This is a genomic window from Streptomyces sp. NPDC050147, from assembly GCF_040660195.1.
GTDB lineage: Bacteria > Actinomycetota > Actinomycetes > Streptomycetales > Streptomycetaceae > Streptomyces.
Genome location: NZ_JBFALJ010000043.1, coordinates 1 through 22,073 on the forward strand (window position 1 = coordinate 1; position 22,073 = coordinate 22,073).

The 22,073-nt window shown below is 71.4% G+C and carries 15 protein-coding genes; 3 read left to right on the top strand and 12 right to left on the bottom strand.

The annotated features are described in order from the left end of the window. Positions 1–394: 394 nt before the first annotated feature. Complete coding sequence (locus tag AB0I94_RS40045) at positions 395–1,402, bottom strand: stage II sporulation protein M (RefSeq protein WP_363314741.1); 1,008 nt, start codon at positions 1,400–1,402, stop codon at positions 395–397. An 89-nt stretch (positions 1,403–1,491) separates the two neighbouring features. Here AB0I94_RS40045 and AB0I94_RS40050 point away from each other — a divergent pair, with 89 nt between their 5' ends. Further along, positions 1,492–2,475 (top strand): RDD family protein, encoded by a 984-nt coding sequence (locus tag AB0I94_RS40050; protein ID WP_363314742.1) that lies wholly within the window; start codon positions 1,492–1,494, stop codon positions 2,473–2,475. Positions 2,476–2,486: 11 nt separating this feature from the next. Here the strand turns inward: AB0I94_RS40050 and AB0I94_RS40055 are convergent, their stop codons facing one another. After that, positions 2,487–3,101: a hypothetical protein gene (locus tag AB0I94_RS40055; protein WP_363314743.1), complete on the bottom strand. Its 615-nt coding sequence runs from the start codon at positions 3,099–3,101 to the stop codon at positions 2,487–2,489. A 608-nt stretch (positions 3,102–3,709) separates the two neighbouring features. Next, positions 3,710–5,167 carry an adenosylhomocysteinase gene (gene ahcY / locus AB0I94_RS40060; RefSeq protein WP_363314744.1) on the bottom strand — a complete coding sequence of 486 codons (1,458 nt, stop codon included), beginning with the start codon at positions 5,165–5,167 and terminating at the stop codon, positions 3,710–3,712. Positions 5,168–5,577: 410 nt separating this feature from the next. On the opposite strand from ahcY, the gene AB0I94_RS40065 reads away from it, so the two are divergent. Then, entirely contained in the window at positions 5,578–7,692 is a 2,115-nt protein-coding gene (locus tag AB0I94_RS40065; protein ID WP_363314776.1) for a fructose-specific PTS transporter subunit EIIC, read from the top strand. Between the two features lie 94 nt (positions 7,693–7,786). On the opposite strand, the gene AB0I94_RS40070 is transcribed toward AB0I94_RS40065, so the two are convergent. From AB0I94_RS40070 to AB0I94_RS40100, 7 genes are all read right to left on the bottom strand, one after another. Continuing rightward, a complete protein-coding gene (locus AB0I94_RS40070; protein WP_363314745.1) occupies positions 7,787–8,746 on the bottom strand; it encodes a cation diffusion facilitator family transporter in 960 nt (319 codons plus the stop codon). 101 nt (positions 8,747–8,847) lie between these two features. Then, positions 8,848–10,002, bottom strand: coding sequence for a mannose-6-phosphate isomerase, class I (manA, locus tag AB0I94_RS40075; RefSeq protein WP_363314746.1), 1,155 nt, complete (start codon positions 10,000–10,002; stop codon positions 8,848–8,850). Positions 10,003–10,098: 96 nt separating this feature from the next. Continuing rightward, a complete protein-coding gene (locus tag AB0I94_RS40080; protein ID WP_363314747.1) occupies positions 10,099–11,295 on the bottom strand; it encodes an SIS domain-containing protein in 1,197 nt (398 codons plus the stop codon). A gap of 232 nt (positions 11,296–11,527) precedes the next feature. Next, the gene (locus AB0I94_RS40085; protein ID WP_361832750.1) at positions 11,528–11,704 is read right to left on the bottom strand and encodes a Trm112 family protein; all 177 of its coding nucleotides are present in this window, start codon (positions 11,702–11,704) and stop codon (positions 11,528–11,530) included. A gap of 432 nt (positions 11,705–12,136) precedes the next feature. Then, positions 12,137–13,501, bottom strand: coding sequence for a phosphomannomutase/phosphoglucomutase (locus AB0I94_RS40090; RefSeq protein ID WP_363314748.1), 1,365 nt, complete (start codon positions 13,499–13,501; stop codon positions 12,137–12,139). A 187-nt stretch (positions 13,502–13,688) separates the two neighbouring features. After that, positions 13,689–15,305: an L-lactate permease gene (locus tag AB0I94_RS40095; protein WP_363314749.1), complete on the bottom strand. Its 1,617-nt coding sequence runs from the start codon at positions 15,303–15,305 to the stop codon at positions 13,689–13,691. A 157-nt stretch (positions 15,306–15,462) separates the two neighbouring features. Next, positions 15,463–15,837: a DUF3499 domain-containing protein gene (locus tag AB0I94_RS40100; RefSeq protein ID WP_030793262.1), complete on the bottom strand. Its 375-nt coding sequence runs from the start codon at positions 15,835–15,837 to the stop codon at positions 15,463–15,465. A 422-nt stretch (positions 15,838–16,259) separates the two neighbouring features. On the opposite strand from AB0I94_RS40100, the gene AB0I94_RS40105 reads away from it, so the two are divergent. Next, the gene (locus AB0I94_RS40105) at positions 16,260–16,721 is read left to right on the top strand and encodes a metallopeptidase family protein (RefSeq protein WP_363314750.1); all 462 of its coding nucleotides are present in this window, start codon (positions 16,260–16,262) and stop codon (positions 16,719–16,721) included. A 95-nt stretch (positions 16,722–16,816) separates the two neighbouring features. Here the strand turns inward: AB0I94_RS40105 and AB0I94_RS40110 are convergent, their stop codons facing one another. After that, positions 16,817–18,316 (bottom strand): DUF5719 family protein, encoded by a 1,500-nt coding sequence (locus AB0I94_RS40110; RefSeq protein WP_363314751.1) that lies wholly within the window; start codon positions 18,314–18,316, stop codon positions 16,817–16,819. Beyond that, positions 18,313–21,987 (bottom strand): glycosyltransferase family 2 protein, encoded by a 3,675-nt coding sequence (locus AB0I94_RS40115; RefSeq protein WP_363314752.1) that lies wholly within the window; start codon positions 21,985–21,987, stop codon positions 18,313–18,315. Before AB0I94_RS40115 ends, AB0I94_RS40110 begins: the two co-directional genes overlap by 4 nt. Positions 21,988–22,073 lie beyond the last annotated feature (86 nt).

The window sequence follows — 22,073 nt, forward strand, 5'->3', positions numbered from 1 at the left end:
CTTTGTACTCACCCTCTCGGGCTTTCCTCCGGGCGCTTCCCTTCGGTGTTTCTTTTGTCTTGCTGTCTTGCGTTTCCGACTCTATCAGACTCTTTCGTGTCCGATTTCCTCAGTGCCTTTCCGGTTCCCGCTCCGGCCTTTCGGCTTTCGCGTTTCCCTTTCCGGCGAGTCCGACTTTATCAGAAGTTTTCGACCGGTCTTGCCGGCTGGACTTTCCGATTTATCGGGGTGGCTTCTTGGCTTATGAGAATCAAGAAGCAGGCAGATGCTAACTGCCACCGCTGGACTTGTCCAGCTCTAGGCAACTGTTCGAATCTACCTCCCCAGTCCTTCCGTGTCAACGGTTTTTCTGGGGCGTCGAGGACACTAGCAGGTCAGTAGGGGCGGACGCACATCACGCCGCAGTAGGGACCGTGGCGCTGCGTTCCGCGGGGTCCACGTCGCCCGTGGCACCGGCCCGTGCGGCTCTGCCGCCCACCACGTAGACGTAGACGAGGAAGGCCAGTTCAGCGGCGACGCCGATGCTGATGCGGGCCCAGGTGGGCAGGCCCGAGGGGGTGACGAAGCCTTCGATGGCGCCTGAGATGAACAGGACCAGGGCCAGGCCCACCGCCATGCCGAGGGCGGCTCTGCCCTCTTCGGCGAGGGCCGTTCGGCGTGAGCGCGGGCCTGGGTCGATGACCGTCCAGCCGAGGCGCAGGCCCGTGCCGGCGGCTACGAAGACCGCGGTCAGTTCCAGGAGCCCGTGTGGGAGAACCAGACCGAGGAAGGTGTCGAGGCGGTCGGCGGAGGACATCAGGCCGATGCCGACACCGAGGTTCAGCATGTTCTGGAAGAGAATCCAGATGACGGGGAAGCAGAGGAAGGCGCCCAGGACCAGGCACATGGCCGCTGCTTGAGCGTTGTTCGTCCAGACCTGGGCTGCGAACGATGCCGCCGGGTGGCTTGAGTAGTACGTCTCGTACTCGCCGCCTGGGCGGGTGAGCTCGCGCAGTTCGCTGGGGGCCGCGATGGAGGACTGGACCTCGGGGTGGGTGGCGATCCACCAGCTGATGATGGCCGCGAGGACCGTCGAGAGAAGCGCGGTGGGGACCCACCAGTGGCGGGAGCGGTAGACCGCTGCCGGGAAACCGTTGGCCAGGAAGTGCGTGGCGTCGCGCCAGGAGGCTCGGCGAGTGCCTGTCACCGCACTGCGCGCGCGTGCCACGAGGCGGGTGAGGCGGCCGGTGAGCTGTGGGTCCGGGGCGCTGGACTGGATGAGGGAGAGATGGGTGGCGGTGCGTTGGTAGAGGGCGACGAGTTCGTCGGTCTCGGCGCCGTTGAGGCGGCGCTGGCGGCGCAGCAGGGCGTCGAGTCGGTCCCACTCTGCTCGGTGGGCGGACACGAAGACGTCGAGGTCCATCAGGTGGCTGCTCCTCGTACTGCGGCGCGATGCTGCCTCAGCTTGGCAGACTGGCGGTTCCGACGGCAGGGCAGGGAAGGGCGGCTGGCGTGAGTGAGCTTGTGACGGGCGAGGCGGTGGCGCTTGAGCTGCGCCCGGCGAAGCTGCCGAGTCGTGGGCTCGCCGTACTGATCGACTTGGTGGTGGCCTGGGCGGTCTACCTGGCGGTGACGCTGGGAATCGTGGCCTCCACGTCCTCGTTGGACGACGCGGCGGCCGCGGCGGTCGCCGTGGCGGGCTTCGTGCTGATCCTGGTCGGTGGGCCGATCGCGGTGGAGACGCTCAGCCACGGTCGGTCGCTGGGGAAGATGGCGTGCGGGCTGCGGGTGGTGCGGGACGACGGGGGGCCGATTCGTTTCCGGCATGCGTTGGTGCGGGGTGCGGTGGGGGTCGTCGAGATTCTGCTGACGTTCGGGGCCGTCGCGTGCGTCGCTTCGCTGGTGTCGGCGCGGGGGCGGCGGCTCGGCGATGTGTTCGCGGGGACGCTTGTCGTACGGGAGCGGGTGCCGACCGGGCAGACGCCCTTCATTCCTCCGCCGCCGCCTTGGCTTGCGGGGCGGTTCTCCGGGCTCGATCTCTCCGGGGTGCCTGAAGGGCTGTGGCTCGCGATCAGGCAGTACCTGACGCGGATGGGGCAGTTGGATCCGCAGGTGGGGTGGTCGATGGCGGAGCGGCTTGCCGGGGATCTCGCGGAGCGTACGGGGGCTCCGGCTCCGCAGGGTGTTCCGCCGGCGGCGTACCTGGCGGCTGTCGTGCAGGAGCGTCAGGCGCGGGACGCTCGGCGGGCGTTCGGTGGGGGTAGTGGTGGTGCGGCGCCTGCTGCCGGGGTGGCGTACGCAGCGCCGTCTCCTCCAGCCGCCCCCGGCCATTCAGCCTCCCCCGCTCATCCTGCCTCCCCGGCTCATCCGGCTTACCCGGTCCGGCCGACGGGTGTCGCGGTCGGGCAGCAGGCGCCTGATGTGCCGCCGGGCGTACGGCGGGAGGGTGCTGAAGCGGCGCCTCCTCCCGGGAACGGGTTCGTGCCGCCCGCTTAGGGCGGGCGGGGTCAGGCGAACGTCGAGGGCGGGGACTCGAGGTTTTCGAGCTCCATGCCGGGGGCGGAGAGGACGACGTCGCCTGCGATGTGGATGGTGTGCTGCTCGCCCGTGTCCAGGGCTGTGACCTGGTATTCGTCCACGATTAGCGGGCCGTTGTCAGTGGCGTGTGCTTCGCTTTTCAGCAGGGCCCAGGACTGGTCGAGGGTGCGGGGGGCGAGGACCGGGTCGGTGAAGGCGACGAGGCGGACGCGGCTCGCGGGGGAAGCGGGGGTGAGGCGCAGGAGGCGTGTGGTCGCGACGAGGAACGCGGGGGAGGTTCCGGTAAAAGCGTGGGCGGGGGCGTTGTTCTCGGTGGCGTGGGTTCCGGTGGGGTCGGTGCGTACCCATGTGACGCCGTCGATCGCCGCGGCGCGGATCTGCCAGTCCCCCGCGTGCAGTTCGAGGCGAATGGGGCGGCCGAGTGCATCGAGGGCGAGGTCGACGGAGCCGGTGGGCTCGCCCGAGGGGGCGTTCCGCTGGGAGACGTAGCGCCAGCCGGAGGGGCCGGGTGCGCAGTGGAAGTGTTCTTCACCCAGGGGGGTGTGGTCGTGCGGATCGTGAAGCGAATAGTGGCCGCGGGGCATGGGGCTCGGTCCTTGTCGGGGGCGTGTTCTCGTCCGAGGGCCGGGGCGGGCTGTCGGTCGGCCGTGGGCTGGGGCCCGTTGTAGGGGGGCTTGCTCGGTCCGCCCCGGAGCCAAGGTAGGCCAGGCATGATTCTGGGGCGCTTCGGGGCCGGACTCGCTGTGGGGGCACGAGGGGGCCGGGCCTCGGCGGTCGGTGGTGCTGGGCGGGGGCCGTGGGTCGTGGGCCCGGTCCGTCGACCTTCAACCGGGGCCATGGCAAGGGGAGGCTGCCGATCGGACGCTGCCCGCCCAGTCATAGTCAGAGGTGGAGCAGCCGGGGGGCGCCCTGCGGCTGGGCGACTTCGGTTCCAGGTACCTGTGGGTGAGGTGCGAGTCCGCTGGGCCTCGGGTCGGCCAGCCGCGCTGGGCGGGAACTGGGCGGCTTCGGTTCCAGGTACCTGCGGGTGAGGTGCGAGTCTGCTGGGCCTCGGGTCGGCCAGCCGCGCTGGGCGGGAAGTGGAGGCCCTGCCCGGTTGTGCCCGTCGTTGTCGCCACGAGCACAGGCCCCCGCCCGGGTGGGCGAGGGCCTGTGGGTGGAGCTGGACGCCGTAGCCGCGGCGCGGGGGCGGTCAGTAGCGGTAGTGGTCCGGCTTGTACGGGCCCTCTACCTCGACGCCGATGTACGCGGCCTGCTCGGGGCGCAGCGTCGTCAGCTTCACGCCCAGCGCGTCCAGGTGGAGGCGGGCGACCTTCTCGTCCAGGTGCTTGGGGAGGACGTAGACGTCGGTCGGGTACTCCTCCGGCTTGGTGAAGAGCTCGATCTGGGCCAGGGTCTGGTCCGCGAAGGAGTTGGACATCACGAAGGACGGGTGGCCCGTCGCGTTGCCCAGGTTCAGCAGGCGGCCCTCGGACAGGACGATGAGGACCTTGCCGTCGGGGAACGTCCACGTGTGGACCTGCGGCTTGACCTCGTCCTTGACGATGCCGGGGATCTTCGCGAGGCCGGCCATGTCGATCTCGTTGTCGAAGTGGCCGATGTTGCCGACGATCGCCTGGTGCTTCATCTTGGCCATGTCCGAGGCCATGATGATGTCCTTGTTGCCGGTCGTCGTGACGAAGATGTCGACCTTGTCGACGACCTCGTCCAGCGTGGTGACCTGGTAACCGTCCATCGCCGCCTGCAGTGCGCAGATCGGGTCGACCTCGGTGATGATCACGCGCGCGCCCTGGCCGCGCAGCGACTCGGCACAGCCCTTGCCGACATCGCCGTAACCGCAGACCAGCGCGGTCTTGCCGCCGATCAGGACGTCCGTGGCGCGGTTGATGCCGTCGATCAGCGAGTGGCGGCAGCCGTACTTGTTGTCGAACTTCGACTTCGTCACGGCGTCGTTCACGTTGATCGCCGGGAAGAGGAGCGTGCCCTCGCGGTGCATCTCGTACAGGCGGTGGACGCCCGTCGTGGTCTCCTCCGTCACGCCGCGGATCTCCGAGGCGAGCTGGGTCCACTTCTGCGAGCCCTCGGTGATGGTGCGGTTGAGGACCTGCAGGACGACGCGGTGCTCGTCCGACTCGGCGGTGTCCTCGGACGGGACCTTGCCGTCCTTCTCGAACTTGACGCCCTGATGGACGAGCATGGTGGCGTCGCCGCCGTCGTCAAGGATCATGTTCGGGCCGCCGGTGGGGGTGTTCGGCCAGGTCAGCGCCTGCTCCGTGCACCACCAGTACTCCTCGAGGGTCTCGCCCTTCCAGGCGAAGACCGGGATTCCCTGGGGGTTGTCCGGGGTGCCGTTCGGGCCGACGGCGATGGCCGCTGCCGCGTGGTCCTGGGTCGAGAAGATGTTGCAGGAGACCCAGCGGACCTCGGCGCCCAGGGCGACCAGGGTCTCGATGAGGACGGCGGTCTGCACGGTCATGTGCAGCGAGCCCATGATGCGGGCGCCGGCCAGCGGCTGAGTGGCGGCGAACTCCTTGCGGATCGACATCAGGCCGGGCATCTCGTGCTCGGCGAGGGTGATCTCCTTGCGGCCGAACTCGGCCAGGGAGAGATCGGCGACCTTGAAGTCCTGGCCGTTGATGAGAGTCGTCATTGGCGAGCTGCTCCTCGTGGGGTTGATCGAGGGTGGGTGGACATGGCTGACCTGCGACGACGGCACAGAGAAGCACCGGCGCACAGCAGCGCAGTCCGTCGGAGGCCCTCTCTCCCTCGGCCGGCGCCCGTAGAGGCACCGCCCGACCGCCATCAGCAGCGACGTCTGGCTCGGTCACAAAGCTACACCGATTGGCCCAGCGAGCCCCAGCCCGCCTTCCCGGGGGCGGAACGGGTCGGGGAGGCGCGAGCAGGGACAAGGGCGAGGCTGCAGACCTGCCCGTTCAGGTTCTTCGCGCTTTTGAACCTGTGCTCGCGTGTTGCAGGATGCCTTGAGATCGGGAACATTTGCGCGATCTTGTTTGACGAAGGTGTTAGGAGATCCACGTGACCCACCCGGCCGATCCCCCCATGGGCGGGAGCAGCGGCGAGCGCAAGAAGCTCAAGCTGCTCGCCGTGACCGCCTGTCCGACCGGTATCGCCCACACGTACATGGCGGCGGAGAAGCTCTCGCAGGCGGCGGAGAGCCTCGGCATCGAGATGAAGGTGGAGACGCAGGGCTCCATCGGTGCCGAGAATGTCTTGACTGACAACGATGTCAGAGAAGCTGACGGCATCATCATCGCGGCGGACAAGGACGTCGACCGCGGCCGCTTCGTGGGCAAGCGCGTGCTGTCCGTCGGGGTGTCCGAAGGAATCAGCCGTCCCGAGCAGTTGATCGAGCAGGTGCGGAGCGCGCCCGTGCACGGCGGAGGCGGTGGCGGCGGGTCCGCCGAGGCGGCTTCCACCGGTGGCGGGGGCGGCAAGGAGCGGAGTCTCGCGTACAAGGCGCTGATGAACGGCGTCTCGTACATGATTCCGTTCGTCGTGGTCGGCGGTCTGCTGATCGCGATCTCGCTGGCGTTGGGCGGTGACGCGACCTCCAAGGGTTACGTGATCCCTGAAGGCACCTTCTGGGCGCATGTCAACGCCATCGGAGTCATCGGCTTCACCCTGATGGTGCCGATCCTCTCGGGTTATATCGCGTATGCCATCGGTGACCGGCCCGCGCTCGTGCCCGGCATGATCGGCGGCTGGATCGCCAACACCGGGGAGCTGTACGACTCCAAGGCGGGGGCCGGTTTCATCGGGGCCATCGTGACCGGCTTCCTCGCCGGTTATCTGGTGCTGTGGATCAAGAAGGTCAAGGTCCCCAAGTTCGTCCAGCCGATCATGCCGATCATCGTGATCCCCATCGTCGCGACGACGGCCCTCGGTCTCTTCTTCATCTACGTCATCGGCAAACCGATCTCGTGGGTCTTCGAGCATCTGACCGACTGGCTCAGCGGCATGACCGGGACCAGCGCGATCCTGCTGGGCGCGATTCTCGGGCTCATGATCGCCTTCGACATGGGCGGGCCGGTCAACAAGACGGCGTTCCTGTTCGGTACGGGCCTCATCGCCACCGGCAACCAGACCGTCATGGGCATGTGTGCCGCGGCGATCCCGGTCATGCCGCTCGGCCAGGGCCTGGCCACGCTGATCCGGCGCCGTCTCTACTCCGAGCAGGAGCGGGAGACCGGCATGGCGGCCCTGTTCATGGGCTTGTTCGGCATCTCGGAAGGTGCGATCCCCTTCGCCGCCGCGCGGCCGGCCCAGGTCATCCCGGCCAACATGCTCGGTGGCGCCGTCGCCGGTGCCATCGCGGGTATGGCGAGCGTCGAGGACGCTGTCCCGCACGGCGGTCCGATCGTGGCCGTGCTCGGCGCGGTCGGCGGCGTGCCGATGTTCTTCCTCGCCATCGCCGTCGGGACCGTGGTCACCGCCCTCACCACGGTCACCCTCGTCGACATCAGCGAGCGCAAGCGGCGCGGCCGACCGGCCGACGGCGTGCCGGGCGGGCCCGAGCCGGTGCTCGCGGGTGTGGGTGTGGGCGCGGGTAGTGGAGCTGTCGGCTCCGGGGCGTCCGCGGCCCCGCCGAAGGCCGTCGGCTCCGAGGCGTCCGCGGCCCCGCAGAAGGCTCCTGTCACGTCTGCCCCGGCGGCAGCCGCGCCCGTCGCCTCCCCCGAGGCCGCCTCCCCCGAGGAGGACGAGGTCCTCTCCGGTTATCTCACCGAGCAGACCGTGAAGGTACGTCTCGACTCCGCCGACAAGGACTCCGCGATCCGCGAGATGGCGAACCTCCTCGCCGCCACCGGCAAGGTGAACGACGTCGAGGAGCTCGTGCGGACCGCTCTGCGCCGCGAGGCCCAGGGCACCACGGGGCTCGGCGAGGAGATCGCCATCCCGCACGCCAAGACCGACGCGGTGACCTCGCCGGTCGTCGGGTTCGCGCGGTCGGCCGAGGGCATCGAGTGGGGCGCCCTCGACGGCACCAAGGCCAAGCTGGTCTTCATGATCTCCGTGCCGGAGGCAGCCGCGGGCGACGAGCACCTGCGGATTCTCGCGCTGCTCTCGCGGAAGCTGATGGACACCGGCTTCCGCGAGCGGCTCGAGGCGGCGCCCGATGAGGCGGCGGTCCTCGAGGTGCTGCGCGAGGTCCGGTAGCCCGTGGTCGAGTTACGCCGATGGGGCCCCGCACCAGCACGGTGCGGGGCCCCATCGGCGTACGAGAGCGTCAGAAGACGAGAACGGCGGAAGGTCAGTGGCCGCCCGGCGTCTTTCCGGGGTTCGTGCCCTCGGCGGCGGCCGTCTCGCTGTAGATGTCCGGCTCCAGGTAGATCACGCGGGCGATCGGGACCGCCGCGCGGATGCGCTCCTCGGCGGCGTTGATCGCGGAGGCCACCTCGGCGGCCGTCTCGTCGTGCCGTACGGCGATCTTGGCTGCGACGAGGAGCTCCTCGGGGCCGAGGTGCAGCGTGCGCATGTGGATGACGCGGCTGACCGTCTCGCCGTCGACGAGCGCGGCCTCGATCTTCCCGACCTCGTCCGTGCCCGCGGCCTCGCCCAGGAGCAGGGACTTGGTCTCCGCGGCCAGGACGATCGCGATCAGGATGAGCAGGATGCCGATGCAGAGGGTGCCGATGCCGTCCCAGACGCCGTCACCCGTGGCGAGCGCGAGGCTGACGCCGACCAGGGCCAGGATCAGACCGACCAGCGCGCCCAGGTCCTCCAGGAGCACGACCGGCAGCTCGGGAGCCTTCGCGCGGCGGACGAACTGCGTCCAGGTGAGGTTGCCGCGCGTGAGGTTCGACTCCTTGATGGCCGTACGGAAGGAGAAGCTCTCGGCGATGATCGCGAACACCAGGACGCCGACCGGCCAGTACCAGTGGTCGATCTCGTGCGGGTGCTTGATCTTCTCGTAGCCCTCGTAGATCGCGAACATGCCGCCGACCGAGAAGAGCACGATGGAGACCAGGAAGGCGTAGATGTAGCGCTCGCGCCCGTATCCGAAGGGGTGTTGCGGGGTCGCCTCGCGCTTCGCCTTCTTGCCGCCGAGGAGCAGCAGCCCCTGGTTGCCCGAGTCCGCGAGCGAGTGCACGCTCTCGGCGAGCATCGAAGACGATCCACTGAAGATGAACGCGACGAACTTCGCCACCGCGATCGCGAGGTTCGCGACGAGTGCCGCGACAATCGCCTTTGTTCCGCCTGACGCGCTCATGTGTGCCCGTTGTCCCTTCGCCTGCGTACGTTCTTGTCCACTGCCGCTTTGCCCGGCCTTTGCGGTGGGTCATTGTTGCAGCACGAGTCGCTGGTGGTGAGTCAGGCCACCACAGTGGCACGGAAGAGCGTGCCGACTCCGGACACTTCGGCCTTTTCGTCGGCGGGGACGAACACGGACTGGCCGGGCGTGAGTTCGCCGGCATCGCCCGCGCGGACGGAGCCCGCGACGCAGAGCAGGATCTGCGGGGTGGCGGCGGTCAGGTCGCGCGGTGCCGCGCCCTCGGGCAGGACGAAGCGGGAGAGGCGGAACTCGTCGATCGGGGTGGCGTAGATTTCTTCGCCGTCGGGTGCGGCCTCAGGGCGCAGGACGCCGGGGTCGGTCGCCTCGAAGCGGACGACGCGCAGGAGTTCGGGTACGTCGACGTGCTTGGGGGTCAGGCCGCAGCGCAGGACGTTGTCCGAGTTCGCCATGATCTCGACGCCGAGGCCGTCGAGGTAGGCGTGCGGGACTCCGGCGCCGAGGAACAGGGCCTCGCCGGGCTGCAGTCGGACGTGGTTCAGGAGCATCGCCGCGATGACGCCGGGGTCGCCCGGGTAGTGGTGCGCGATGCCCGCGTACGGGGTGTAGGCGCCGCCGAGCCGCCGGGCTGCCTCGGTGACCTCGGTGACGGTCGCCGCCATCTCCTCGGGGTCCGCGGTCAGGACGGCTGTCAGGACCTCGCGCAGCGCGCCCTCCTCGGGCTTGGCGTGCAGCAGATCGACGTACGGCTTCAAGGAGTCGACGCCCAGACCGGCCAGCAGATCCGCGGACTCGGCGGGGTCGCGGAAGCCGCAGAGGCCTTCGAACTCCGTGAGGGCGCAGATCAGTTCGGGCTTGTGGTTGGCGTCCTTGTAGTTGCGGTGCGGGGCGTCGATCGGGACGCCGCGCTCCTCCTCGTCCTCGTAGCCCTCCCGCGCCTGTTCCAGGTCGGGGTGCACCTGGAGGGAGAGCGGGGCGCCCGCGGCGAGGAGCTTGAGGAGGAAGGGCAGGCGCGGGCCGAACCTGGCGACGGCCGCCCGGCCGAGCTCGTGCCCCGGGTCCTCGTCGATCACCTCGTCGAGCGGACCGCGCTCGGTGCGCGAGGGCGCGCCGGGGTGGGCGCCCATCCACATCTCGGCCTGCGGTTCACCGGTCGGCTCGACGCCGAGGAGCTCCGCGATGGCGGTGGTGGAACCCCAGGCGTAGGGGCGGATGGTGTTGGTGAGGCGGTCCACGGAGGGGTTCTCCCTTACGTACGTACGTGCGCTCTTGCCTGATGTGGGCTCTTGCGTGAGTCGGCTGACGGCTGCCAGGTCATGACCGGGCTGTGGTCATGATCCGTCCCTCGGGGCGAGCGCCAGGTAAACGGCGGCGAAATCCGTGACGGCGATCAGCTCCGCGAGGGTCTCCAGGTCGTCGCCGCCCTCCGGTTCGAGCTCGCTGATCGCGATGTCGTGGCCGTGGGCGAGTTCGCGGGCCGCGGGCGCGGCGCTGAGGCCCCCGGCGTCCACCGGACGGTCGCGGAGCAGGACGACGCGGGCGCGCAGCTGCTGGGGTTCGTCGACGCGGTCGCGGAAGAAGTCGTCGCCGTCTTCGCTCGGGGCGAGGTTGCCGGCGAGCAGGGCGCCGTGCGCGGGCAGGGCCTCGGGCAGTTCGCCCGCGACCGCGGGGTGTCCGGCGAGCTCGGCGAGGCCGGCGGCGAAACGGCGGCCCACGGGGCCCGCGAGGCCGCCCTCGGTCCAGATCACCGGGAGGGCTTCGGCGAGTTCGGCGGCGAGCGTCTTGGCGGGGTTGCTGTACGTCGCGATGACCGGGCCGCAGCGTTCCGCGACGCTGTCGAGGCGGTCGGCGATCTTCTCCAGGGTCTCGGCCGGTGCGGTGATCAGGCCGGTGCGGTCCAAGAGGATGAGGAGCGGGGTGAGCAGGGCCCAGAGGGTGGCGGGGGCGGAGGCGGCGGCCTCGTCGTCCAAGCGGCGGGCCTCGTACGCCTCGGAGGCGCGTTCTCCGTCGTGCGGGGCTTCGTACTCCCCGTACGGGGAGGTGGCCATCGGGACCGTGAGGCCGTGTGAGCCCTCGACGCCCTCCGCCAGCGGGGAGCGGGCCGGGGCGACGGCCACGACCGTGCAGCCGCGGCGGTAGGCCTGGCCCGCGAGGAGTTCGAGGCCCGGTTCCGTGCCGTCCGGTGTGGCGATGAGCAGCAGGTCCAGGGGGCCCGCCCAGCCGGGGAGCGCCCAGCGCAGGGCGCCTGCCGCGGGGGCCACGCCGGTGGGGGCGAGGCGGATCACGGGGCAGTTCGCCCCCGCGAGGGTGCCGAGCAGATCCGCCACGCAGGTGGCGGCGGTGCCGGGGCCCGCGATCAGGATGGCGCGCGGGCGGCCGTCCGGCTTGAGCTGCGTGAGCCCGGCCTCCGTGGCGTGCCGCACCGCTGTGCGGACGCGGGCGCCTGCCTCTGCGGCACAGCGGAGGAGGCCGCGGCGGTCGGCCACCGCGAGGGCCTCCGGGGCGTCAAGCAGCGATTCGTCGAGCATGGGGTCGGGCCTCCGATTCGCCGGGCGACGGGGCGGGGCGCGCCGCCGCTCGCACTTCTTGTCGTTACGCCGGGGTCCTGCGGGGCTGGCCTTGGGGGGCCTTGCGGGGCTGGCCTTGCGGGGCTTTGTTGTGCCTGCGTGGCTTCTGTCCGGGGTCCTGCGTGCCTTGCGGGGTTTCGTGCGGCCCCTGGCGGGCCCTGCGGGGCTCGCCTCGGACAGGCCTTGCGGAGCCTTACGCGGGGCGGCGGGCCTCGTCGACGAGGAGTACGGGGATGCCGTCGCGGACGGGGTAGGCGAGGCCGCAGTCCTTCGCGTCTGCCGTGCAGACCAGCTCCGTGTCCGCCTCCTTGAGGGGGGCGTGGCAGGCCGGGCAGGCGAGGATCTCCAGGAGGCCGGCTTCGAGCGGCATGGGGTGGGTCCCTTCGAGCGGTTGGGCGAGGAATGTCGCCTGGTCAGCCTACCGCTGGCCCCGGGGCCTGGGCGTGTTTACGGCCGGGGCTTCGCCCCAGGGCCCCTGGGGTGGGGTTGGACCGGGGCTTCGCCCCGGCCCCGGCCCCGGGGTGGGCCGGCGGTCGTTGGTCGTCTGCGGGCCGGTGGGCGTTTGTGCCCACCCGATCCGCCCTGCGGAACGCCTGCCCACAAACGCGCGGGCGGGAGGGGTGGAACGGGTGCCCACGAACGCGCGGGCAGGAGCCGCCGGACGATGACCGCCACCGCCCCGGCCGGGGCGGTGGCACGGTGGAGCGGCTCTCTGCTGTTGCGGTCCGGGACCCGGGTGGGTTCGCGTCGTGGCACTTCGGCCCGCCCGGGACCGGTTGCCGCGGCAGGCCCGAGGCGTGGGTCAGGCGCGGATGATCGACAAGGCTTCGTCCCTCGCCTTTGTCATCGTTGCCGCGTCCCTTGCCTCCACGTTCAGGCGCAGCAGCGGCTCCGTGTTGGAGGCTCGGACGTTGAACCACCAGTCGGTGGACGTCACCGTGAGGCCGTCGAGTTCGTCGACGGTGACGCCCTCCTGGTCGGCGTACTTCGCCTTGATCGCGGCGAGGCGGGCCGTCTGGTCGTCCACCGTGGAGTTGATCTCGCCGGAGCCCGCATAGCGGTCGTACTGCGCGACGAGGGCCGACAAGGTCCCGCCCTGGCCGCCGAGTGCCGCGAGGACGTGGAGCGCGGCCAGCATGCCCGTGTCCGCGTTCCAGAAGTCGCGGAAGTAGTAGTGCGCCGAGTGCTCGCCGCCGAAGATGGCGCCCGTCCTGGCCATCTCCGCCTTGATGAAGGAGTGGCCGACGCGGGTGCGGACCGGCGTGCCGCCGTTCTCGCGCACGACCTCGGGGACCGACCACGAGGTGATGAGGTTGTGGATGACCGTGCCCTTGCCGCCGTTGCGCGCGAGCTCGCGCGAGGCGACCAGGGCGGTGATCGCCGACGGGGAGACGGGGTCGCCGTTCTCGTCGACTACGAAGCAGCGGTCCGCGTCACCGTCGAAGGCGATGCCGAGGTCGGCGCCCTCTGCCCGCACCCGCTCCTGGAGGTCCACGATGTTCTTCGGGTCGAGGGGGTTGGCCTCGTGGTTCGGGAACGTGCCGTCCAGCTCGAAGTACATCGGTACGAGCGTGAGCGGCAGGCCCTCGAAGACCGTCGGGACGGTGTGCCCGCCCATGCCGTTGCCCGCGTCGACGACGACCTTGAGGGGGCGGATGGAGGTCAGGTCCACCAGGCCGCGCAGGTGCGCCGCGTAGTCCTTGAGGGTGTCCCGCTCGGTGAGCGTGCCGGGCGTGGCCACCGGTTCCGGGGCGCCCGTCTGCGACCACCCCTCCACGAGGGCGCGGATGTCGGCGAGGCCGGTGTCCTGGCCGACGGGGGCGGCGCCCGCGCGGCACATCTTGATGCCGTTGTACTGCGCGGGGTTGTGCGAGGCGGTGAACATGGCGCCCGGCAGGTTCAGCGCACCCGACGCGTAGTAGAGCTGGTCCGTGGAGCAGAGGCCGATCTCCGTGACGTCGACGCCGAGCTTCGCGGCCCCGCGCGCGAAGGCGCGGGAGAGGCCGGGCGACGACGGCCGCATGTCGTGTCCGGTCACGATCGCGTCCGCGCCCGTCACCTTCGCGAAGGCCGCACCGAACAGCTCGGCCAGCGACTCGTCCCACTGGTCCGGGACCACCCCGCGCACGTCGTACGCCTTCACGATCTGGGACAGATCAGCAGTCACGGCCAACCCTCTCTGCAGGTTCTGCGAGTTCAGCGGTTTTCGAAAAGTACTCATCAAGACTCATCAAGTACTCGTCGGTCACCCCAAACTACCCGCAACACCTGACAACCAGCTGTGAGCGACGTCAAGCCGTCGTCAGCGCAATGGCAGCGGCTGGCAACGGATGGCTGCGGATGTCAGGCCCGCGTCACGGCAGCATCCAGCCGAGCACCACCGTGCTCTGTCCGACCACGATCAGGCACATCACAAGGAGCAGGGCGAGGCTCCAGGGCAGCACCTTGCGCAGCAGATCGCCCTCCTTGCCCGCGAGTCCGACGGCCGCGCACGCGATCGTCAGGTTCTGCGGGGAGATCATCTTGCCGAGCACTCCGCCCGAGCTGTTGGCGGCGGCGAGCAATTCGGGCGAGAGACCGGACTGCTGAGCCGCCGTCACCTGGAGCGCGCCGAAGAGCGCGTTGGCCGAGGTGTCCGAGCCGGAGACCGCGACGCCGAACCAGCCGAGCACCGGCGACAGGAAGGCGAGCCCCGCGCCCGCCGCCGCCACGAAGTGGCCGATGGTGGCGGCCTGTCCGGACAGGTTCATCACGTACGCGAGGGCGAGCACGGACGTCACGGTGAGGATCGCGAACCGCAGTTCGTGCACGGTCGCCAGCCACTCCCGCACCGCCACGCGCGCGTGCACGCCGATGACGGCGGCGGTGCCCACACCGGCGAGCAGGACGAGCGTTCCGCCCGTCGCCACGAGCGGCAGCGAGAAGAGATTGCCGCCCACCGGGTCCCCGCCGGGATCGGCGACGTTCAGGAAGGGCCAGTCGAAGGTCTGCGTCGCCTTGGCCAGCAGGTCCTTGACCGGCGGGATCTGGGCGACCGAGAAAATGGCGACGATCAGGGCGTACGGGGCGTAGGCGCGCAGGATCTCGGGGCGCGGGTCGTCCTGGTCCAGGTCTTCACTGCGTACGCCGGTGAGGACGGCGACGCGTACGGGTTCCGCGGCGGGTTTGCGCGCGCTGGGCACCGCCATCAGGGCGCCCGCGCCGGCCAGCGCCGCCCCGATGTCGGCCAGCTGGGCGGAGACGTAGTTGGACGCGGCGAACTGCGCGACGGCGAAGGCGAAACCGCAGACCAGGGCGGGCACCCAGGTCTCGCGCAGACCGCGCCGCCCGTCCACCAGGAAGACCAGGAGCAGCGGCACGACCAGGGCGAGCAGCGGCGTCTGGCGGCCGACGACCGTGGCGACGGTGTCCAGCGGAAGCCCGGTGACCTGCGCGAGCGTCACGACGGGGGTGCCCATGGCGCCGAAGGCGACGGGCGCGGTGTTGGCCACCAGAGCGACGACGGCGGCCTTGACGGGGTCGAAGCCGAGCGCCACCAGCATCACCGCGGAAATGGCGACGGGCGCCCCGAAGCCGGCGAGTGCCTCGAGGAGCGCCCCGAAGCAGAAGGCCACGACGAGTGCCTGGATGCGCGGATCGTCCGAGAGCCGTCCGAAGGAGCGGCGCAGGATGTCGAAGTGCCGGGTACGGACCGTCATCCGGTACACCCACAGGGCGTTGACGACGATCCACAGGATGGGGAAAAGCCCGAAGAGGGCTCCTTGCGCTGCGCCGGAGCCGGTCTGGCCGAGCGGCATCCCGTACGCGATCCAGGCGACCAGGGCGGCGACACCGAGGCCGATGAGTCCCGCGAGGTGGGCCTTCATGCGGACGGCGCCGAGCAGGACGAGGACGGTCAGGAGGGGCAGGGTCGCGACGAGGGCGGACAGGCCGAGCGAATCGGCGACGGGCTCCAGTTGCTGCACGTACACGGGCGGCTCCCCCGGTTCCGTTTCCGTATTCCGCGATGCGGAACGTGATCTCTCACGGGTGGGGGAAATGGTCATGTCGCCGCCATGCGCACGTCAATGGGGCGTACAGGGAAACTTGTTCAGCGATGAACGACAGAGGTCTCCGGAGAGGGCCCGTTCAGGAATCCGGTGAGCGCAGCACCCGCAGATGGCCGCGGCGCGCGACCTCCATCGGGTCCGCCCTGCGCGCCCCACCGCCGGCCTCCGCGGCACGCTCCTGCGGGCGGGCCGCCTCACGCACCGCGTTGGCGAGCGCTTCGAGGTCGTCACCGCTGGGGCGGGCCGGACCGGAGGCGTCGGCGAGGCGGACGACCTCCCAGCCGCGGGGCGCGGTGAGGCGCTCGGAGTGCTCGGCACACAGGTCGTAGCAGTGGGGTTCGGCGTAGGTGGCGAGGGGGCCGAGGACCGCGGTCGAGTCGGCGTAGACGTACGTCAGCGTCGCGACGGCGGGACGGCCGCAAGCGGTGCGCGAACAGCGACGTACAGGGCTCACGATGTTGGACGGTACCGCACTCTTGAGCGGGCCGCGACGACTCTCCGCGAGGTCACCCCACCGTGTCGTGCTGTGATCCCCGCCACGGAGCGCTCCCGCGGCGCCCCGCTGACCTGCGGTGACACAAGGGGCCCGGGTGACCGGTGGTGTTGGATCCGGTCACTACTTGGCGCAAATCCCGTCATTCATCGCGAGATCGTCGGTCCTGGAGAGATACGAAATCGGGCCCAACCCTGGTCGGAATGGTCATCGGGCGACATGCCGCGCGGCCGGACGGAAGCAGCGCGGAAGCGGTACGGAAGCCCGGGGGAAGCAGTGCGGAAGCCTGGCTGACGCAGCACGGAAGGCCCGGGGGAAGCAGTACGGCAGCCCGGCGGAAGCTGTGCGAAAACGCCGATGCCGAGGACTACTCTTCGTCAGTGATGGACGACCCCGTACAGCCCCGCACCGCAGACCCGAGGCCCCGCCGCCGCGACCGCCACGGCAGGGGCATGCGCGGCCCCGTGGCGCCGCCCCAGGTGCCGCTGTCCGCCAGCCGTGCCGAGGTCTTCACCGACCTGGTGCAGGACTCCGTGGAACGCCTCGAGCGGCGATGGCCGCAGCTGAGCGAGATCGACTTCCTGGTCCTCGAGGTTCCCGCGCTGGGGCGGGACGGGAGCGCGGGCGAGGACGCCTGGAGCGATGGTGTCGTGCCGCTGGGGGGCACGATCGAGGCCTCCGACGACCGGCCCGCGCGGGTGGTCATCTACCGGCGTCCGGTGGAGATCCGCACCAAGGGGCGCGACGAGCGGGCCGCGCTCGTCCACGAAGTGGTGGTCGAGCAGGTCGCCGAGCTCCTCGGGCTCTCGCCCGAGTCGGTCGACCCGCGGTACGGGGAAGACTGAGGGCTCATCCCCCGCCCCCTCATCCCTCGGCCCCCTCATTCCTCGGCCCCCTCATCCCCCGGCCCCCTCGGCCCGCGGGCCGAGGCCTCGATGGCCTACTTCTGCAGCACCTTCAGATCCTGTTCCGCCTCCGGCACCGACACCGTGCCCCTGTCGTCCGGCAGGGTCTGCACGGTGAACATCGGGATGCCGTCCTCCGGGTCCTCCAACATGCGCGAGGCATGGACGTCGCCCCCGGACACCGGCTCCACCGTGAGCGCGTACGTGCCCTTGAGGCCGCTCGGCACGGGCGCCTGGACCCCGAGGGTCGTGCCGCCCTTGACCGTGTACGTCTTGGTCGTCGGCGAGCCGCCTTCGCTGCCCTCCGACGCCGTGACCCTCACCTTTCCGGTCCTGCCGGGGGCCACGAGGGACAGCGTGGAGCCCTTGGCCCGGTTGTCGGCCACCGTCGCGCGCGTGCCGGCCGCGTTCGTCGCCGGGATGAACGCCGTCTCCTGGTCGGCGCCCTTGCCCCGGGTCACGCGCAGGGCCGCCACCACAGGCGCCGCTTCCTGCGTCGGCGTCAGGATCAGCGAGCCCGCCTCCCCCTTGGTGACGTCGCCGAGATCGACGGCGGTCGTCATGCCGGACTTGACGTGCAGGTTCGCGTGTCCGGCCGGGCTGATCAAACCGGTGGGCGAGGCCAGTTGCACCTTCAGGTCGGCGTCGTCGGCGCCGGGCGCGAAGGCGACCAGACGTACCGAAGTGGCGTCCTTGGGGATGCCGGGCAGGACCACGCGGCTCGCGGGGTCGGCGGACGCGGGCAGCCAGTCGCCGCCGAGCTTGTCGTCCGATGACTGCACGGCGGCCGCGACCCTGCCACTGCGCGCGGTCACGTGCATCGTGATGTTCGTCTGCTCCTTGGGCGCGAGCGTGGACAGCAGGACCGGGACGCTGGAGTGCGGCTGGACCTGGACCGCCTGCCCCACCTCGGCCTTGATGGCGCCGTCCTTGCCGTACAGCTCGATGTCGACCACGGCGGCCGAGTCGTCCGGGTTGGTCAGGTGGACGTAGTCACTGCGGTCCTTGGCGGTGCTGGCGCCCGGGAACCAGAAGTCCGTGCCGGGCGCCGTGCAGTTGGTGCCCTGGAGGCCGCGGCCGCTGCCCACGGCGTACTTGGTGGTCTGCTGGACGGTCCAGCCGGGGGCCAGCCGGCCGTCCGCGGTGCCGAGAAGCGCGGGCGACTCGCCCCCGGACTCCTCGCCGGTGACGGGCTTACCCGGTGTCTTCGATGTCAGGAAGGGCTTGACGGCCTTCTCCTTGCCGTGGGCGCCGCCCTTCGGGGCGTCCGTCAGCTCCTGTGTGGCGGGCAGCAGTTCCGCCTTGCCCGCATCGCCGGAGCCCTCGCCCTTGGGCGTGAACGCCGCGTAAGAGGTCTCGGCGAGGTCGGACGCGCTGGGCACCGGGCAGAGCAGGCTGGTGCGCTCGACGGGCAGCCGCGCGGCGGCTTTCGCGCCGTCGTCGCCGCTGCCGTCGGGCGCGTTGGCCACGGCGAACCCGGTGACCGCGGCGAGCGCGGCAGCGGCGGCGATCAGGGACTGGGTCGTGCGGTTCACTGCTGGCTCCCGTCGGGGCGCTCACTGTCGGTGCCGTGCGGCGGCTGCGGCGGCTGGGGCGGCATCGGGGGCTGCTGCCCGTACGCGGCGTCGTACGACTGCCCGTACTGCTCGCCGCCGCCCTGTGCTCCGTAGGCGTACGGGTCGTACTGACCGCCCTGGTAGGGGTCCTGGTACGCGGGCTGGTCGTACGAACCCGCGGGGTACGGCGCGTCCTCGTACCTCTGCTCGCCCTGGTACGTGCCGTAGTCGGCGCCCGCGTGGGCGGGAGCCTGCCACTCCTCGGGTGACTGCGACTGCTGCTGGGGCACCGCGGCGTAGGCGCCTTCCTCCGCCGGAGGAGGAGGCGGAGTGCCGGCGTCGTCCTGCCCGGCGCCCGCCCGCGCGGCGTCCTGCTGCTCGGCCTGCGCGGCCCGCAGCCTGCGGGCCCTGCGCCCCTCCCCCTCGACCGGCTGCGCCGGGATGACGGGCTCGTCGGGGAGGTCGTCGTCCACGTCACGGCGGCGGCCGGGAAGGGCGAGGACCACCAGGACCACGGCGAGCGCGCCCTGCGCCCACAGCCATCCCGTGTGGCCCACGGGCGTCGCGTGCGTGACGTCCAGTCGGCCGCCGGACGCGGGCAGTTCGAAGCCCTGGGCCCAGCCGTCCAGCGTGGTCGGGGTCAGCGCGCGGCCGTCCAGGGTCGCCGTCCAGCCCTCGTCGACGGCGTCGGCGAGCCGCAGGGTGCGGCCCTCCTCGCCCGCGGGGATGTTCGTGTGCAGTTCGACGGGGCCCGCGGCCACCGGCAGCGGGTCGCCCGTCTCGGGGACGATCGCGGCGCGTGAGACCTGCCGGTCCACGCGCCACAGGGCGCTGCCGTCCTCCTGGCTGAGCCGGGTGAGGCCGGGGGTGGCGTCCAGGGTGCGGCTCATCTGGCGCGGCGCGCCGTCGCGTACGAGGACGTAGCGCACGGCGAAGCCGCCGAGCTGGTCGGCCTGGTCGGCGCCGGACCCCGCGAGGAGCCGGGAGACGATCTTGTCGAGGTGCTGGTTCGAGCCGCCCGCGTCGGCGAGTTCGGCGTCACCCAGGCGGGCGCCCGAGCCGCGGACGAGGGTGTACGACACCTGGGCGGCCGACTCGCTGTCCAGGACGAGCGTGCGGGCCTGGTCCTGCGTGCCGCTCTCCTCGGCGACGAACGCGGGCACCTGCACCGGGTCGCGCCGCTCCAGGGGTCCGTCGGCGCCGCGGATCATCCACCCGGCGGCGACGAGCAACGGCCCGGCGGCCGCCGCGAAGGCGATGAGGACGGCGACCGGCTGACGCCACCCGAAGCTCTGCTCGGCGACACGCGTGCGTGCCCCGTCGGCGCCCAGTGCGGCGGCGGCCAGGAGCGCGAGGCCGTACCCGAGGGTGGCCGGGCCCGCCCACGCCGAGCCGTTCGAGAGCGCGGCGAAGACCAGGGAGACCAGTGCGGCGATCCAGGCGGTGCGGACGGCGAGCTGCCGCTCGGTACGCAGGAGCGCGGCCAGGGCGGCGAGCACGATGCCGATGAGCAGCAGCCCGTCCACGGTTCCGGGACCGCCGGGGCTGCCCCCGAGCAGGTCGAGCCCGGTCGCGGAACCGGTGCCGAATTCGAGCCCCGCCTCGCCGAAGAAGCCGAAGGGCAGCAGCGAGAGGGACCAGGGCGCGAGGATCAGGAGCGGGGTGCCGAGCGCGGCGAGGAAGCGAAGGCCGTACGCCGTGATGTCGCGCCTGCGCACCACGAGGAGCGCGAGGCCGAGCACCAGGGCGATCGGCCACACGATCGGCGTGAACGCGGTGGTGAGCGTCAGGAGCAGGGCGAACGCCCACGTGGCGCGCCAGCTTCCGCGCACGCCCTCCTGGGCGGTCAGACCGCTCGCCGCGATGGCCGCGCGCGCCATGAGCGGCAGCAGGATCGCGAGGACGGCGGTGCCGACGCGCCCGCCCGCGAGCGCGCCCGTGGCGGCCGGCAGGAAGGCGTAGGCGACCGAGGCCCAGGCGCGCAGCAGGCGTGACTCGACCAGGGGCCGCGAGGCGAAGTAGGCGGCGAAGCCGGCCAGCGGCACGGAGCCGACCAGGAGCACCGTGACCGCGAGGCCGGTGGACCCGAACAGCAGGCTGCTGAGACCCGCGACGAGCGCGAGGTAGGGCGGCGCCGACTGCGTGCCGCCGGTGCCGACCGGATGCCAGACGTCGAGATAGCGCGCCCAGAGGGCGGAGGAGTCGCCGGGGGCGGGCAGCAGCGCGCCGCCCGCGAGCGCACCGCTGCCGAGGAGTTCGCGGCAGGCGATGAGCGAGGCGAACAGGAGCACCACGAAGAGCATCGGTCCCGGCTTGCGGGCGAGGCGCTTGAGCCGTGCGAACTGCTCGACCTGAAGGAAGTCCGCGTCGTCTCCACCGGGGCCGGACTCGACGGCTCCGTGCCGCCCCGCGCCGGTGACGGCTTCGGGGTCGGAGCGGCCGACGATGTCGCCGGCGACCTGTTCCACGGTGGCGCGCACGGTGGCGCCCGGCGGCGGGAAGAGAGGCCGCATCTCGGACGGTTCGAGCGCCGACTTGCCGCGCTCCTTGCGGGCGCTGACGATCCGTCCGGGCCGCAGCAGTGTCCCGAGGAGACCGGCGACCTCGTCGACCGCCTGGCCCGGGACCTTGCCGACCAGATACGCCACGGTGCGCAGCAGGGTGCCGAAGACGAGCCGGAAGAGCACCCAGGGCAGCACGGCCGTGCGGGCGTTGACGAGCAGGGTGTAGGCGGCGCCCGCCTTGTCCACGCGGTGCGGCGACGTCGACGTACGCCCCACGCAGTCGACGGTTCGGCGCTCGCGCGAGGAGGCCTCGGCGTGCCGGACGACGGCTTCGGGGGCGACGAGGACGCGGTGGCCCGCGTTCTGGGCGCGCCAGCACAGGTCGACGTCGTCCCGCATGAGCGGAAGGCGCCGGTCGAACCCGCCGAGTTCGTCGAAGACGTCACGCCGGATCAGCATGCCCGCGGTGGACACCGAGAGGACGGGCCGTACGTGGTCGTGCTGGCCCTGGTCCTGTTCGCGGCGGTCGATGCCGGTCCAGCGGCGGCCGCTGTTGGCGATGGAGACGCCGACCTCGAGGAGCTGGCGGCGGTCGTACCAGCCGCGCAGCTTGGGGCCGACGATCGCGACGTCCTTGCCGACCTCGCGTTCGTTCTCCACGACGCGGAGCAGTTCGGCGAGGGCGCCGGGCTCGGGCGCGCAGTCGTCGTGCAGCAGCCACAGCCACTGCTCGGGCTCGCCGTGGGGCAGTTCGGGGAGGTCGTAGGCGTCGTCGCGCCAGCTCCGGCTGACCGGGTCCCAGCCGCTGGGGCGTTTGAGATACGGCAGTTCTTCCGGGGTCAGCACGCCGGCGGTGCGGTTCGCCTCCTCAACGGCGGTGCCGAAGCCGGATCGCCGGGCCAGGTGCAGGACGCGGTCGGGTCCGAGCGCCTCGGTGACCAGGCGGGCGGAGTCGTCCGCGCTGCCGGTGTCCGCGGCCACGGCGTTCTGCACCGGGCGCTCCTGGCCGAGCAGGCCGGCGAGGGCGTCGGGCAGCCAGCGGGCGCCGTCGTGGGTGACGATCACGGCGGTGACGACGTGCCGCGGGAACTCAGGGGCGGCAGCGGCGTCGTGGTGACTGGCTGCCGGATGGCTGTGCACGGACATCGAGGTACGGGCCCCGGTTCGATGGACTGCGGTGGACGCCTGCGCTTCATGGGGGCGCCGGGGCGTCTCGGACGGGGCCCCACACT

Excerpts from the sequence above, each read along its gene's own strand:
- AB0I94_RS40080 (WP_363314747.1), bottom strand. The coding sequence starts at position 11,295 with ATGCTCGACGAATCGCTGCTTGACGCCCCGGAGGCCCTCGCGGTGGCC.
- AB0I94_RS40115 (WP_363314752.1), bottom strand. The coding sequence starts at position 21,987 with ATGTCCGTGCACAGCCATCCGGCAGCCAGTCACCACGACGCCGCTGCC.
- AB0I94_RS40085 (WP_361832750.1), bottom strand. The coding sequence starts at position 11,704 with ATGCCGCTCGAAGCCGGCCTCCTGGAGATCCTCGCCTGCCCGGCCTGC.
- AB0I94_RS40070 (WP_363314745.1), bottom strand. The coding sequence starts at position 8,746 with ATGAGCGCGTCAGGCGGAACAAAGGCGATTGTCGCGGCACTCGTCGCG.
- AB0I94_RS40065 (WP_363314776.1), top strand. The coding sequence starts at position 5,578 with ATGGGCGGGAGCAGCGGCGAGCGCAAGAAGCTCAAGCTGCTCGCCGTG.
- AB0I94_RS40055 (WP_363314743.1), bottom strand. The coding sequence starts at position 3,101 with ATGCCCCGCGGCCACTATTCGCTTCACGATCCGCACGACCACACCCCC.
- ahcY (WP_363314744.1), bottom strand. The coding sequence starts at position 5,167 with ATGACGACTCTCATCAACGGCCAGGACTTCAAGGTCGCCGATCTCTCC.
- AB0I94_RS40045 (WP_363314741.1), bottom strand. The coding sequence starts at position 1,402 with ATGGACCTCGACGTCTTCGTGTCCGCCCACCGAGCAGAGTGGGACCGA.
- AB0I94_RS40105 (WP_363314750.1), top strand. The coding sequence starts at position 16,260 with ATGGACGACCCCGTACAGCCCCGCACCGCAGACCCGAGGCCCCGCCGC.